We start from the raw sequence: 13,723 nt of genomic DNA, 5'->3' as shown, positions 1-13,723 counted from the left end.
ATCGTATTGCGTGTTGCGTATTCCGTCAACTTCTAGGCAATACGCACTATTTATCAAAGGAGTATCAGGGAGACGCTGGTGTCTCTGTTGGCAAAACAAAGGGAGAACCCTCAACAGGTGCGGTATCGCTAATTGGCACTGTATCGGTAAGGGGTTCTGAAGGGGTGGGCGTAGCCAGTAGGCAATTTTCTTCTGCCTCGATGCGCTTCTGCGTGAGAGTGGCGGTTGTCTCATAAGAACTCGCCTCAATATACAACTGCTCTGCCGGACACCAATCCTGGCTAAACGCATACTGGTCGCCTAAGGATACCAGCACCGCAAACAACTGCTCGCACGACGATTGGTAAAACGGTGCTGCCAAACACAAATCACGGAAATAGTAGGCAGACGCTTCCCAATTGACCCCATAAAATGAGATGCCCTGCGTGTACAGTTCTGCCCACGTTTGGTAATCAATCACATATTGGGGCAAGTCACCCAACTGCTGTGCTTGCGACAGATAAAACATGCCCAACTCTACCTGCTCGCTTTCAATTAAATCCAGCCCGTAGTTCAAATAGACATCGTACAGCAGTTGGTCTGTTTCTTCCCGCTCAAAGCTGGGAAACTGCTGCTGGAAGGCGAGCAGGGCAGGCAGGGCCTCCTCCCAGAATTTGGTAGCTACCAGCCGCTGGATGCGTAGCAGCTCCTCGCTGGGGCTATCAATAGCGCCTGGCGTGGCGGTGGGCAGACGAGTGGGGGCAGGGGTGACGGTAACGGCCGTTACCGGTGTCGGTTCTGGTGTGGCACCCAAACCCGTAAATGCCTGTTCGCGCAAGGTTTGCGCTTGGGCATTATTAGCATCTCGTTCCAGCACCCACTCCAGCCGCGTTAGCGCGAGTTGGTAATTGCCCTGGGCAATGTTCTCTTCAGCTAACGTCACCTGGCGGTCTAGCTGGGCAAATTGCTTATTTTGCAGCTCACGCTGGCCACTTTGCCAACCCAAAAAGGCAATGAGCAAAAACCAGCCCACCAGCACCGAAAAGATAATGAGCAGCAAGCCAGCCACGCGCATGGGCCGCCGCTTTTTCTTGGGCGGGGTGGATGGTTGGTTTCTCGATTCCGATACCTGGGGAACAGCATCACTCATGAACAGTAGTATACCTTAATCTGCATTTGTTTGTTGCGTAGGGATCAATCTTGAGAGAAGTTGGCCTGTTGCTGCTGAATCGTCTCTTTGGCCATACCCACCACCAGTGTCTCCACCTTGTCCAGCGGGCCTTCCAGTGAGCAACCAGAGGCCAGTGGATGCCCACCGCCGCCTAAATTCAGCGCCAGTTCAGAAACGCTGTAGGGCGGATTGCAGCGGAAGCCAACGCGCACCGTGCCATCCCCCATCTCTAGCAACACGGCGCTAATTGCTGCCCGGTTCACGTTACCCAAAAAGTTGACTAGGCCACCGGTGCTTGTATTGTTATAACCAATCGCTTCCCGTTGAGCGTTGTTAATTTTTGTCCAGATAAGGCCATCTTCCAGACGCATGTTGTTGAGACCAATTTGCCAAAGCTGGACCGTAGAAAATGGTTTGATGCTCAATCCTTGCATGGTAATGAGCGGCAGATCTGCACCGGCATCCATCAGTTCGCTGGCAATACGCAACGTTTTGGAAGTGACCCCGACGGTGCGGAAGCCCAGCGTATCCGTAACTACACCTGTAAGCAAGCACATTGCCAAATCTGTGGTGATGGTGAGGCCGTTGTGCTTGAAGAGATCGTACAGAATCTCGGTAGCAGAGACGGCGTCCGGCACCACATGCTGAATGTCGCCAAAGTAGGTGTTGGTAACGTGGTGATCTATGTTGATGATAGTGGGAACGGCATGCGGCAAGCTGGCATAGCTTTGCCCCATGCGTGTTTCGTCGCCGCAGTCCACGGCAATGAGTAGATCGTACCTGGTTGCGCGATTTTCATTGGGCGGCTGAATTTGATTGGCCAGGGGCAGGTAGCTAAACCGTTCGGGCACGGAGTCGTCACAAAGCAGGGTAGCATCTTTGCCCATTTGGCGCAGGGCCACGCCCACGGCCGTTAACGACCCTAGCGCATCTCCATCTGGCCCCACATGGGTAATGACCAATATTTTGTTAGCCTGCTGAACGGCCGTAAAGATCGCTTTTTCTGTTGGGTGCAAGGGAAATCCTTTTGTTGCCGTTATTCAGATGTGTTGTCATCTGCCGGGGGAATATCCAAATTGTCCAGAATGGATTCCACTTCCTGCACATGCGCCAACGTGGGGTCCCAATGCAGATGAAGCTGTGGCACCTTTCGCATACGAACGCGGCTAGCCAACTCACGGCGCAAAAAGCCAACGGCGCTGCCCAAAGCGGTCATCACTTCTCTTTCGCGGGATTCGTCTCCCAAGGCGCTCACGTACACATCAGCATGTTCCAGCTCCCGGTCAATCTCCACACCCGTTACGGTGAGACCGTGCAGGCGCGGGTCGCTCAGTTCGCGCAAAAACAGTTCGCTCAGCACGGTTCTTAGCTGTTCGGCCGTTCTTTGTTGACGAATTTTACTCATTTTCTACTCGTTCAGTGACGTAAAACTCAATGATGTCACCTTTTTGGTAATCGCTCCAGCCGTCCAAGCTGACGCCAAACTCAAAGCCTGTACGCACCTCGCGCACGTTGTCCTGATGGTGCTTGAGGCTACCCACTCTGCCATCGAAAATAAGCGTGTTTTGGCGAATAAGGCGGGCTTTGGCATTGCGTCGCGCGTCGCCGGTACGCATGTAAGAGCCGGCAATGGCGCCAACGCTACGAATGCGGAAAACCTCGCGTATTTCGGCACGGCCAATGACGCGGTCGGCAAAGACGGGTGCCAGCATACCTTTCATGGCTTTTTCTACATCTTCAAACAGTTTGTAGATGATGCTGTAGGTGTTGATTTGCACCTGCTCGCTGTTGGCAGCATTGCGGGCGATGGGGTCTGCGTCTACATTGAAGCCCAAAATCACCGCGTCGGATGCGGAGGCGAGCATCACATCAAATTCGGTAATGTTGCCTGTGCTGGAGAGCAAAATTTCCAGCGTGACTTCTTCATTATCAGCCCCGATTTTTTTCAGGCTGTTGACAATTGGTTCCAACGAGCCTTGCACATCTGCCTTGACAATAAGGTTGAGCGTTTTGCTTTCCCCTTCTTGCAGGCGGTTGAAGAAATCTTCCAGGCTCACTTTGCGGCCAGTGCCAATTTGCCCGGTGCGCCCTTGTTCTGCCAGATCAGCCACGATTTTACGGGCTGCTTTCTCTGATTTTACGACGCGAAACTGGTCGCCAGCCTGGGGCATACCGTTTAGCCCAGCTACCGAGACGGGGGTGGAGGGGCCAGCTTTTTTACTCTTTTTACCACGGAAATCGAACATGGCTTTGATACGGCCGTAATTCTCACCAATCAGCAGCGTATCCCCATGTTTTAGGGTGCCATTTTGCACCAGCACCGTGGCCATAATGCCCCGCCCCCGCTCTACGCGTGCTTCCAGTACGGTGCCTGTGGCCGAAGCGTTGTGGTTGGCACGGGGTTCAATGTCTTCAGCAACCAGCAAAATGCCTTCTAACAAATCATCAATGCCCAGCTTTTCTTTGGCCGAGACCGGAACCACCATTGTGTCGCCGTCCCATTCGTCCGGCACCAAGTCAATTTCACTGAGCTGCTGGTACACTTTACTGGGGTTGGCCGTTGGCAAATCAATCTTGTTCATGGCAACAATGATCGGTACGCGAGCCGCGCGGGCATGGTCAGCCGCTTCGCGGGTTTGGGGCATCACGCCATCGTCTGCGGCCACCACCAAAATGGCGATGTCTGTGGCTTGCGCCCCGCGGGCGCGCATGGCGGTGAATGCCTCATGGCCAGGCGTATCCAGGAAGGTGATGAGCTGATTGTTCTTCTCGGCCTGGTATGCGCCAATATGTTGGGTGATACCGCCAGCTTCGCCCTCTTGCACGTTGGCCTCGCGGATGACGTCTAGCAAGGAGGTTTTGCCGTGGTCTACATGCCCCAACATGGTAATAACCGGTGGGCGTGCTTCCAGATCGGCTTCTTTTTCGCCAGCCAGCACTTGTCGCCATTTGGGCTGTTCGGCAACATCTATCGCTTCTTCCTCTTCTTCCACGGTGTCAGAGACAATTTCATACCCCATCTCTTCGGCGACGATGGCGGCAGTGTCGAAATCAATTTCCTGGTTGATGTTGGCCATGATGCCGTTGTTCATCAACTCTTTGATGACGTTGATGGGGCTAACCCCCATTAGCTCTGATAGCTCTCGGACTGAGATAAAGTTTGGTATTTGTATTGGTGTTTTTGTCGTCGTCATCTTTTCCCTTCCTCTGGCCGATGGGTGGCGATGGCTGCCAAATCCTCGGCGGAAACTTCTGTTTTTAACGCCTGGTTGAGCAAACGGCCGTTTGCTGCCACCTTCTCCCAACAGGCCAAATTCTCACACAGGTAAGCGCCACGGCCGTTTTGCTTGCCTGTGGGGTCTACCACAACCGGGCCTTCGGGCGTACGCACCAGTCGGGTAAGCTGCCGTTTGTCACGTTTTTCTCGGCAAACAAAGCAGGTGCGCTGAGGCACATGCTTGGGGCGGGCGGGCTGCTTCTTTTTTTTACTCATGATTTTTTGCCACAGAGTTCACAGAGGGTTAGGAGAAAATTCTCTATTAACTCTGTGTTCTCTGTGGCTATTTAAAAAGTACGAAGCCACGCAGGTGGGCAAAGTACGGCCGTTTCCTGCGTGGCTAAAGTTCAAAATTGTTTAGGTACATCAGCTTGGGCCAGCGTGTAAACGCCAGCCGCGCATTAATAAATGTTTACATTACTGTCTCCAGCAATCTGCAAATTCACAATTGACATCAGATACAGGTAGGACGGCCGTTTTCTAGAAATCATCCATGTCGTACTCTTCCCACTCGGGACGACGGCGGCTACCTTTACGCTTCCGTTTTACCACAACTTCACCAGACTCTTCATCCAAGACCAATTGCTTGCCCTTGCGGCTGCGGCGACGATCGTCTTCTGTCTCTTGGGCAGGTGCCGTTGTTGGGCGAGCAATAACCACTGCCGGCTTTTTCTTTTCTTTCTTTTTCTTCTTTGGTACTTCGATTGGCGCCGCTTCAATGAGGGATTGCGATAGATCGTCAATCAACGGTTCCATTTCAGCTTCAGTTTCGGCGTCTTCGGCAACGGCCGTTTCTTCTTCCACTTCGACCGGTTCCTCAACTTCGGTTTCAGCTTCAACTAACGCTTCTTCAGCCTCCGCTACAGGTTCAACTACTTCCTCGCCCTCGGCCTCTGTTTCAGCCTCAGCAACGGCTTCCTCAGCCTCGGCAACCTCAGCTTCTGCCTCTGCCTCTTCTGGTTCTTCAACCTCAATCCAGCCATCGAAGTTGACCAAATGTTCTTGCACTGTTTCCAGTGCTTTCTCGCCCAGCCCCTTGATACTCAAGAACTCGTCTTCACCAATGGAAAGCACCATCATCAAAGCGCCAACGGTTTCAATTTCAGCATCCAGCAGCAGGTTGTGGACACGACCTGGCAAATCCAATTCTTCCAAATCCAGTTCCCATGCCTGTTCTGGAATGGCTTTACGCGCTTCGGCGCGAGCTTTGCGCTCTTCTTCAAACACGGCCGCACGCGCAGCAATAATTTTGCCTTCAACCCCACCTACCAAACGATCCAGATTGTAATAATCCTCAGATGTAATTGGCCGTCCAGCTTCTTTCTTCGCCAGAACTTGCTGAACAGACTCGATCAGTTTCTCGTTGCCTACCACGGCTGGCTCAGCGGCTGGGTGATCTAAATTGTCCAGCGATTCGGTAGCAGCTTCGGTGAGGCTCTTGATGTCTATGCGCCAGCCGGTGAGCTTGGCACCCAAGCGCGCATTTTGCCCTTCACGGCCAATCGCCAACGAGAGTTGATCATCCGGGACGATGACAACGGCCGTTTTCCCATCGGCAAAGCTTTCTTCTAAAAATACGTGAGAAACCCGTGCCGGGCTCAGTGCTTTGGCAATAAACGCCTGCTGGTTTGGATCCCATTCGATGACATCAATCTTTTCATCATTCAACTCACGCACAATACTTTGAATACGCACGCCGCGCATACCCACGCAGGCGCCAACCGGGTCTACACCTGGCTGCAAGGCCAGCACCGCCACTTTGGATCGCTGCCCCGCCTCGCGGGCGATGCTTTTGATCTCTACCTGCCCATTGTAAATTTCTGGTACTTCCAGCTCCAGCAAACGGCGCAGCAGATTGCGATGGTTTCGGCTCACAAAAATTTGCGGGCCGCGATTGGTGCGGCGCACTTCTAGAACGTAAACACGAATTTTGTCGTGGGCACGGTACCGTTCCCCTTGAACCTGTTGGCTCTTGGGCAAAATTGCCTCGGTGCGGCCCAGGCCAATCGTTAGGTGTTGGCCGCTCACACTTTGCACCGTGCCGTTCACCAACTCGCCTTCACGACCGGAGAAATCTTCGTACAACTGTTCACGCTCGGCTTCACGCACACGCTGCAGCAACACTTGCTTGGCGGTTTGGGCAGCAATACGGCCAAATCCAGCCGTCGTGCTGTCCACCATCACCAAATCACCATATTGCGCCTCGGTATGGCCTTCCTTCTTGGCTTGTTCCAGCAGCACCTCGGTGCGGTTGTCAATGATGGAATCCACGACCTCTTTTTCGGTGTAGATGGTCGGTTCACCCGTGCGCGGGTCAATATCTACGGACACATCTTGCTGGGCACTAATGTTGGTGTCGCGTCGGTAGGCAGAAACGAGCGCCGTTTTGAGGGCTTCGAAGACTTCATCTTTGGGCAAGCCGCGCTGTTCACAGATTTCGTTAAAGGCTAGAATAAATTCGCTTTTCATTGGGCAAAATACCTATCTATCTAAATATCAGCCACAGAGGGCTTTGAGGCTTATTTCTCAAGTTTCTCTTTTTTCTACTTTGATTTTGTTCAGTGTAAGCCTGTGACTTTTGCGGATAAATTTTTTAGTTACAAATTTCCATGACTGAGCCAGGAAACAAAAAAAGTGGGGGATTCCCACTTTCCGCAGAGTGCTCGTCAAATGTGCAAAAAGTATAGCATGAGTTTTTCCAGTTGGCAAAAATTTTCGAGGGTTCGCAACAAGGGGCAGAGTTGATTACAATTTGGGTATGGATTCACAACTATTGGCAAAACGGCCGTCTGAAATCCCCCTCGTGGTGCTAGACACCGAAACCACCGGCTTGTTCCCAGGGCTGGGGCATCGCATTGTGGAAATTGGGGCGGTGCGGCTGGAAAATTGGCGCGAGGTGGGACAGGTGAGCAGCCTCATTCAGCCAGGGCGCAAAATGGACCCCAAAGCCAGCAGCGTCAACGGCATTTACAATGATGATTTGGTAGGGCAACCCACCTTTGGCGAGGTGGCAGATGAGTTGCTAGCGTTGCTGGATAGCGCGGTAATCGTGGCCCACAATGCCGAGTTCGATGCGGGCTTTCTGGGGCAGGAGCTGCTGATTCATAGTTTGCAAACCGACGGGCAGGCGGCCACGTTGCCGAACCCGTGGCTGTGTACATTGCTGCTGGCGCGGCAATATTTTCACTTTGGCCGGAACAATCTGAGCCATATTGCCCGTCAGTTGGGTGTGCGGATGGGGCAGGCGCACCGGGCGTTGAGTGATGTGTACATGACGGCCGAAATCCTCAAGCGAATGGTACGAACGTTAGCGCAGCGGCGGCTGGAAACAGTGGATGATTTGCTGTACGCGCAGGGCAGCCCGATTTATGCGCCTTCTTTTGCGGCTCAACTGCCGAACGTGATAAGTGAAGCGTTGGTGAACGGCCGTAACCTACGTCTGCTCTACCTGGGCAAAAGCGGGGAATCCAACCGCGTAGTGACGCCACTGTATCCCAGCCAGCACCGGGGCGTGGAGTATCTCATTGCGTACTGCCACCAGGCAGAAGATCAGCGCACATTTCGTCTGGATCGTATTTTTTCTGCTGAACTGGTTTAGGCAGGTCTTTTAGATTTCCCCTGCGTTCTCCGCGTACTCTGCGGTTAAACTCTCAAATTCAATTTCCAAAGAAAGTATCTAAATTTGCTAACATGTCGTGCAGGGAGTTGTAACGGTGGTGGGCGTGGCTGAAATCGGCCGTTTTGGTTTGGGCGTTGGGGATGGCAATAGTCGTCATGCCTGCTCGAACAGCGGCCAGACTGCCGGGGCCAGAATCTTCCAGCGCCAAGCACTGTTTTGGCGGGATGCCAAGACGCTCGGCAGCGAGCAAGTAAATGGCAGGGTTCGGTTTGCCATGCGTCACTTCATCCCCAGCGGCGATGGCTTGGCAGCGGTTGTGCAGGCCAAGCTGCTGCAAAATCTCTTCGGCGTGGTGGCGTGGGCTGGAGGTGGCAACTGCCCAGGCAATCTGGCGACGCGCAATTTCGGTGTGGAGTTCATGTAGACCGGGCATGGTGGGCACACCACTGGCGCGAATTTGGCTATAGATGGCGGCGCGCTTCTGGATGATGACAGGCACTGGCTCCGGCAAGTTGAACATTGCTTTGATGGTAGGGGTGCTCATGTCGGCGCGCAGGCCAATGATGCTGCTGACGATTTCTTCGGTGAGTTTGTGGCCATACGGCCGTAAATATTCATCCCACGCTTGCTGAGAGAGTGGTTCACTGTCCACCATCAGGCCATCCATATCAAAAACAATTGCTTGTAACTGGTTCATTGTTTTTCCTTAAGTTTGTGTTTCAGAAATCGTATTTCTTCGCCCAGTTCAATTTGCTTGGATTGACTACCTGGAAATACGATTCCTCTTGCGGGCTGGGATTGTACCGTTTCTGTGTTTTTGCGGCATCTGGCGTAAAATTGGCACATGTCCTCGAATAAGAACTTACTGCAAAAGATCAATACGCGCATTGCCATGTCATCTGTGGGCGCCCAAATTATGGCACGGACAATGCACCATTTGGACAAGCTGGTGTTAAAGGTGAGCAACGGCCGTTCCACTGCCACTACCTTGCTTGCTGGATTACAAATTCTCAATCTCACCACTATGGGTGCCAAAAGCGGCCAGCCACGCACGGTGCCACTGCTAGCCATTCCCTTCGCCGACAATCAGTTGGTTATCATCGCCTCCAATTGGGGGCAGCAGAAAAACCCGGCCTGGTATTACAATATTTTGGCAAACCCCGAAGTGACGGTGACGCGAGACGGCCGTTCCCAACCCTACCTGGCCCGTGAAACCGACGGCGATGAACGTGCCGCCTGCTGGCAAACGGCCGTAGAAACCTACCCAGGCTACGCCGCCTACAAACAACGCACCAGTCGTCACATCCCCGTTATTTTGCTCACCCCAGCAAAAAATTAGGCCAAAACTCATTTTGTATCAAATTTCATCAAGAAGGAGCAATTGTGGCTGCACTATTGGATTTAAGAAAAGAGCAATATATTTCGCTGGAAACCTTCCGCAAAAACGGACAAGGGGTCAAAACGCCCGTCTGGGTCGTGAGCGAGGGGCACAAGCTATACGTTTGGACACAAGGTGATAGCTGGAAGGTTAAGCGGATTCACAACAACAGTCAGGTACGCTTAGCCAAAAGCGATGCGCGAGGCAACGTTTCTGGCGACTGGCTCACGGCTCAGGCGCGCATTTTGGATTCGCCAGAGGAAAAGAAGAAGATGCAACAGCGGTTGGTAAAAAAATATGGCCTGATGGCTCGTTTGTTCCAACTGATGGGGCGTTTACGCGGCAGCAGCGATGGCCAAGTGGTCGTTGAAATTTGGGCAGCGTGAGCGGCTAGACAGACAGGGCTGGGGCTCTTTTGGGGGATGAACGGCCGTTGCTTCCCTAACTTTTGTGATTTTCGTAACTTTTTATCTTGTTTGGCATTTTTGTACATGGAATGCTGACCGCTTGCACTATTTCTGATAAGTGGCTGAATTCTAAAGAGGCGTTTATGATAGGTTGTGCTTATCATAAAGCGCACAACAATACGCTGCAAAAGTCAATTATTGGGAAGAAGGTTATGGCGAAAACGATTTTTTTGACCGGGGCAACGGGCTATGTGGGCTGCCATTTGGCGCACCGATTCTTGGAAGATGGATATATTGTTTTGGCACTGGTGCGGCCTAAAAATGACCAATCGGTACAGGCGCGGATAGAAACGGCCGTTACCGAAGTTGGCCCCCTTTCCCCAGAAACCCTCACCAACCTCATCGCCATTCCCGGCACGGTAGAAGATTCGGCGGAGACGCTAGCCAGCAGCCTTCGCGCCCACTTTAGCAGCCCAATTGACGAACTGTGGCACAGTGCTGCCATTTTCAACTTCAAGGAACGGGAACGGCCGTTAGTCCAAGCTACCAACATTGAAGGCACCCGCAACCAGCTCAACCTCGCCTGCCAGATCAACGCAGAAGCTCCACCCCGCTTTTTTTACATTAGCACGGCGTACTGCCTGGGCAGCGAATTCAACAGCCCCGTTCCTGAACGCATCCCGGAAAACGTGACTGGCTTCCGCTCCATTTACGAATGGTCCAAGCACAATGCCGAGCGGCTGGTGGATGAATACCAGCGGGCTGGGCAGCTGGACGCCAACATTTTTCGCCCTTCGATTGTGATCGGCACGCCAGAAACCGAAGTGCTGTGCAACTCCGGTTACTATCAGGTACTCACCGAATGTCGCCGCCTGCGGACGGTTTTAGCCCGTAGCCAGGGCGCACAGTTCAATGGCAATGTGCAGACCCGGTTGCTGGGCAACCCGCACACCCCGCTTAACCTGGTGCCGATAGATTTTGTAGTGGATGGCATGGTCTATTTGGCACATTGCACCCAGCTAGACCCCCAGCAAACCAACCTGTTCAACATTGTCAACGAGCAACCCCCTACCATTAAAGAGGTGCATCATGCTCTGGTGAAAAGCCTGAAAATGAGCGGCTTAAAGTTGGTGCGGTCTGAGCAGTTTGACGTGGAACCGATGAACCCCATCGAGAAGAAAATTAACCGCCGCATTGCTTTCCAGGCACCATACATGCACGAGCAAATCCACTTTGCCACTGAGCATTTCAGACAATTTGTGCCGCAAAGCATCCTCCCACCCCCAAATGTAGATTTAACTTATATGGCTCAAGTCAACGCTATCTTCCTCACCCAGCTTGATGAAGGTTCATAAGAAATTGGACGCGGAGAAGTTTATTTCTTCCAGGTGGGATTTTTCCGCTTATTGTCGAAGGCTTTGCGAGTATGGGCAGCTTTGGGACCAAAGTTGAGCAGCAAGCCAACTTCATACTGAGTGGAACGCAAATAGTTGAGCAATTGTGCTTCATGTCTCTGGTTCAATTGTTCGGCCGCTTTTATTTCCACAAGAACCTTATCGCTGACAACGAGATCTGCAAAATATTCACCCACCACTTGCCCAGCGTAAAACACTTCAATCTTTTGCTGCTGCACAACAGCTAATCCACTTTTTTCCAGCTCATAAGCCAGCGCATTTTCATAAACTTTCTCCAGGAAACCATACCCTAATTTAGCGTACACGCGCTTATAAAATGCATGCAGGATCGCCCCGGTTATATCTCTATGCTTCAGCCTAATATTCGATTCCATCTTTTCCCCTGCGCGACTATTTATTTTGCAATCCGCCCAATTATACAAGTAATTCAAAATGATGGGACGCGGACGAGCGCGGTCAAGCGCGGATTTGAACAAGTTTATTCCGCGTTCATCTGCGCTCGTCCGCGTCCAATTTTTGACCCTATGTTGGCAAATTCCTATTCATCGAGCAAGTAAACCGGCTCGCCGTAGAAGCGGATGCCGCCTTTGCCTTGTTTTTCTACGAGTAGCTCGTGCAGCCAGCGGTTTTTCTCGCGCAAAGACATATCAGATTTCAAAACGGACAGCTCTGCATTGAGACGCAGAATGCGGCCGGGGATGATGAAGCGCGTAATGCCAGCCGGGAATAAACGGCCGCTTGACAATGTCGCTGCCATCACCTGAGTTACCGTATATTCGGGGAAGATCACCACACCAGCTAACTCCTCATACTCATTTTTTAGGCTGAGGATATTGTCGTTGAGCGTGCGATCTACGTGCCCGGCGGCGTCAATGTACGCCTCGGTGAACTGGTTCAGTGCTTCCAGCCGATTGACCCCATGTGCTGGGTAAATTAAAAAGACGCGGTTGTCTATGAGCTGAACGTAGCAAAGGCCGCCGTATTCAAACATTTCGTCAGTGGCACGTTCGATGTCTGTTTCTTGCATGGTGATGTCTGGCAAGGTTTGCAGCAAGGCCAGCAGCTCGTTTACCCGAATTTTGCAGATGACGTGGTACCAAGTGTGCAGCCCCAGTCCATCCTCTGTGGAGATGACCTGGACGATGCCGTGTTTGTAGCCGAGTTGCTTCATGGCAGTGGTTCGGGTTGCGCCATCGAGGACGATGTAACGGCCGTCTTCACTCTCAATTACCACTGGTGGATTACCCAGCACACCATCTTCCTCCAGCCGCCCCGCCAGGCGATCTACCCGCTTTTGGTCAAAATGCTCATGGGGCATTACCTTGTCCATTGGCACCACCCGCAGCGGCAGCACCGAACTCACTTCCACCTCTTGAAAGAACTCGATAATCTGCTCCGCTAGCGTGATGGATGCCGCTAAATGGGCATCGTCGGTGCTGGCAGCAATGCGCGGCGTGGTAATCACACTTGGATGTTCGATGAGTGCCCGGTTTGGCTGTGGTGCAGTTTGGAACACGTCCAGCGCAGCCCCGGCAATGCCCCCCTCATCCAATGCCGTGAGCAATGCAGCCTCGTCTATGAGGCCGCCGCGTGCCGTGTTGATGAGGTAGGCTGTCTTTTTCATCTGGTTAAGCTCGCGGGTGCTGACCATGTGGCGCGTTTCTGGGCGAAGCGGTACATGCAGACTGATAAAATCTGCTTTCTCCAAAAGCTCGTACAGATCAATCCGCTGGATTTTATCTTGCAGGCGCAGTTCGGGGGTGAGTGACGGCTCATTAACCAGCAGATTCATGCCAAAGGCTTCGGCACGGATGGCCACCTCGCGCCCAATACGGCCGAATCCCACAATGCCCAACGTTTTGCCTGACAAGCCCGTGCCGATGAGCTGGCTGCTGTCCCACTGCCCTGCTTTCAGGCTGGTGTAAGCGCGGGGTAGGCGGCGCGCCAGCGAAAGGAGCAGCCCCATCGTGTGTTCCGCTACGGCCAGTGTGTTGGCATCAGGACAGTTGATCACGGCGATCTCTTTTTCTTGAGCGTGGATGACATCAATTTGGTCAAAGCCAGACCCGGCACGGCCAATCAGTCGCAAATTAAGCGCGTGGTCAATGAGATCGGCCGTTACGGAGGTTTGATTTTCGACGACCAGACCATCATATTCATGAACAATGTTTAGCAGCTCCTGGTGGCTGAGGTTGGTTTTCACATCTACATACATTTGCTCCTGGAGCATACTGACGCCAGCTTTGTGTATGGGATCGCAAATGAGGATGTGGGGACGACGGCCGTCTTGCCGATTCATCACTGCCATGATGGATTTCCTCCAAATAATGGATGTTATGGATGCAAAAAGTATAACAAGATTCGGCACATTCGGCAGTCAAACTGTTGTAGATTACACTTGGGTAGGTTTCATTAAAATCGCCGGGTAGGGGCAGTTCCCTGTGACTGACCAAATCGAATAGCCACGGGGTGCTGCC

Annotated in this window: 13 protein-coding genes; 4 read left to right on the top strand and 9 right to left on the bottom strand. The window is 52.5% G+C overall.

Annotated features, from left to right (window positions below; genetic code table 11):
- Nucleotides 1–64: 64 nt before the first annotated feature.
- The 6 genes from ACOQPM_RS07790 to nusA all read right to left on the bottom strand — a co-directional run bounded on the left by ACOQPM_RS07790 (nt 65) and on the right by nusA (nt 6,896).
- Nucleotides 65–1,129: a hypothetical protein gene (locus tag ACOQPM_RS07790; RefSeq protein WP_420628680.1), complete on the bottom strand. Its 1,065-nt coding sequence runs from the start codon at nt 1,127–1,129 to the stop codon at nt 65–67.
- Between the two features lie 44 nt (nt 1,130–1,173).
- The gene (locus tag ACOQPM_RS07785; protein WP_420628679.1) at nt 1,174–2,166 is read right to left on the bottom strand and encodes a DHH family phosphoesterase; all 993 of its coding nucleotides are present in this window, start codon (nt 2,164–2,166) and stop codon (nt 1,174–1,176) included.
- 20 nt (nt 2,167–2,186) lie between these two features.
- The gene (gene rbfA / locus ACOQPM_RS07780; RefSeq protein ID WP_420628678.1) at nt 2,187–2,555 is read right to left on the bottom strand and encodes a 30S ribosome-binding factor RbfA; all 369 of its coding nucleotides are present in this window, start codon (nt 2,553–2,555) and stop codon (nt 2,187–2,189) included.
- Entirely contained in the window at nt 2,548–4,344 is a 1,797-nt protein-coding gene (gene infB / locus ACOQPM_RS07775; RefSeq protein WP_420628677.1) for a translation initiation factor IF-2, read from the bottom strand. Before infB ends, rbfA begins: the two co-directional genes overlap by 8 nt.
- Nucleotides 4,341–4,643, bottom strand: a complete 303-nt coding sequence (gene rnpM, locus ACOQPM_RS07770; RefSeq protein ID WP_420628676.1) for an RNase P modulator RnpM — start codon at nt 4,641–4,643, stop codon at nt 4,341–4,343. Before rnpM ends, infB begins: the two co-directional genes overlap by 4 nt.
- A 264-nt stretch (nt 4,644–4,907) precedes the next feature.
- Nucleotides 4,908–6,896, bottom strand: coding sequence for a transcription termination factor NusA (gene nusA / locus ACOQPM_RS07765; protein ID WP_420628675.1), 1,989 nt, complete (start codon nt 6,894–6,896; stop codon nt 4,908–4,910).
- Between the two features lie 289 nt (nt 6,897–7,185).
- Here nusA and ACOQPM_RS07760 point away from each other — a divergent pair, with 289 nt between their 5' ends.
- Complete coding sequence (locus ACOQPM_RS07760; RefSeq protein ID WP_420628674.1) at nt 7,186–8,025, top strand: exonuclease domain-containing protein; 840 nt, start codon at nt 7,186–7,188, stop codon at nt 8,023–8,025.
- Between the two features lie 58 nt (nt 8,026–8,083).
- Here ACOQPM_RS07760 and ACOQPM_RS07755 read toward each other — a convergent pair whose 3' ends face one another.
- Nucleotides 8,084–8,743, bottom strand: a complete 660-nt coding sequence (locus tag ACOQPM_RS07755; protein WP_420628673.1) for an HAD family hydrolase — start codon at nt 8,741–8,743, stop codon at nt 8,084–8,086.
- Between the two features lie 147 nt (nt 8,744–8,890).
- On the opposite strand from ACOQPM_RS07755, the gene ACOQPM_RS07750 reads away from it, so the two are divergent.
- From ACOQPM_RS07750 to ACOQPM_RS07740, 3 genes are all read left to right on the top strand, one after another.
- Entirely contained in the window at nt 8,891–9,385 is a 495-nt protein-coding gene (locus ACOQPM_RS07750) for a nitroreductase family deazaflavin-dependent oxidoreductase (protein ID WP_420628672.1), read from the top strand.
- Nucleotides 9,386–9,429: 44 nt separating this feature from the next.
- Nucleotides 9,430–9,810 carry a PPOX class F420-dependent oxidoreductase gene (locus tag ACOQPM_RS07745; RefSeq protein ID WP_420628671.1) on the top strand — a complete coding sequence of 127 codons (381 nt, stop codon included), beginning with the start codon at nt 9,430–9,432 and terminating at the stop codon, nt 9,808–9,810.
- 233 nt (nt 9,811–10,043) lie between these two features.
- Nucleotides 10,044–11,186 carry an SDR family oxidoreductase gene (locus tag ACOQPM_RS07740; RefSeq protein ID WP_420628670.1) on the top strand — a complete coding sequence of 381 codons (1,143 nt, stop codon included), beginning with the start codon at nt 10,044–10,046 and terminating at the stop codon, nt 11,184–11,186.
- A gap of 20 nt (nt 11,187–11,206) precedes the next feature.
- Here the strand turns inward: ACOQPM_RS07740 and ACOQPM_RS07735 are convergent, their stop codons facing one another.
- The gene (locus tag ACOQPM_RS07735; protein ID WP_420628669.1) at nt 11,207–11,620 is read right to left on the bottom strand and encodes a GxxExxY protein; all 414 of its coding nucleotides are present in this window, start codon (nt 11,618–11,620) and stop codon (nt 11,207–11,209) included.
- A 164-nt stretch (nt 11,621–11,784) separates the two neighbouring features.
- Nucleotides 11,785–13,554, bottom strand: a complete 1,770-nt coding sequence (locus tag ACOQPM_RS07730; protein WP_420628668.1) for an NAD(P)-dependent oxidoreductase — start codon at nt 13,552–13,554, stop codon at nt 11,785–11,787.
- Nucleotides 13,555–13,723: the final 169 nt, after the last annotated feature.

The organism is Candidatus Leptofilum sp., assembly GCF_965223525.1.
In the GTDB taxonomy this organism is placed as follows: Bacteria; Chloroflexota; Anaerolineae; order Promineifilales; family Promineifilaceae; genus Leptofilum.
The sequence above is the reverse complement of the archived record's forward strand: the minus strand, read 5'-3'. Positions and strand labels throughout refer to the sequence as shown.

What these genes read in the sequence shown, in the direction of transcription:
- ACOQPM_RS07790 (WP_420628680.1), bottom strand. Translation starts at nt 1,129, where the DNA reads ATGAGTGATGCTGTTCCCCAGGTATCGGAATCGAGAAACCAACCATCC.
- rbfA (WP_420628678.1), bottom strand. Translation starts at nt 2,555, where the DNA reads ATGAGTAAAATTCGTCAACAAAGAACGGCCGAACAGCTAAGAACCGTG.
- infB (WP_420628677.1), bottom strand. Translation starts at nt 4,344, where the DNA reads ATGACGACGACAAAAACACCAATACAAATACCAAACTTTATCTCAGTC.
- rnpM (WP_420628676.1), bottom strand. Translation starts at nt 4,643, where the DNA reads ATGAGTAAAAAAAAGAAGCAGCCCGCCCGCCCCAAGCATGTGCCTCAG.
- nusA (WP_420628675.1), bottom strand. Translation starts at nt 6,896, where the DNA reads ATGAAAAGCGAATTTATTCTAGCCTTTAACGAAATCTGTGAACAGCGC.
- ACOQPM_RS07760 (WP_420628674.1), top strand. Translation starts at nt 7,186, where the DNA reads ATGGATTCACAACTATTGGCAAAACGGCCGTCTGAAATCCCCCTCGTG.
- ACOQPM_RS07755 (WP_420628673.1), bottom strand. Translation starts at nt 8,743, where the DNA reads ATGAACCAGTTACAAGCAATTGTTTTTGATATGGATGGCCTGATGGTG.
- ACOQPM_RS07750 (WP_420628672.1), top strand. Translation starts at nt 8,891, where the DNA reads ATGTCCTCGAATAAGAACTTACTGCAAAAGATCAATACGCGCATTGCC.
- ACOQPM_RS07740 (WP_420628670.1), top strand. Translation starts at nt 10,044, where the DNA reads ATGGCGAAAACGATTTTTTTGACCGGGGCAACGGGCTATGTGGGCTGC.
- ACOQPM_RS07735 (WP_420628669.1), bottom strand. Translation starts at nt 11,620, where the DNA reads ATGGAATCGAATATTAGGCTGAAGCATAGAGATATAACCGGGGCGATC.
- ACOQPM_RS07730 (WP_420628668.1), bottom strand. Translation starts at nt 13,554, where the DNA reads ATGGCAGTGATGAATCGGCAAGACGGCCGTCGTCCCCACATCCTCATT.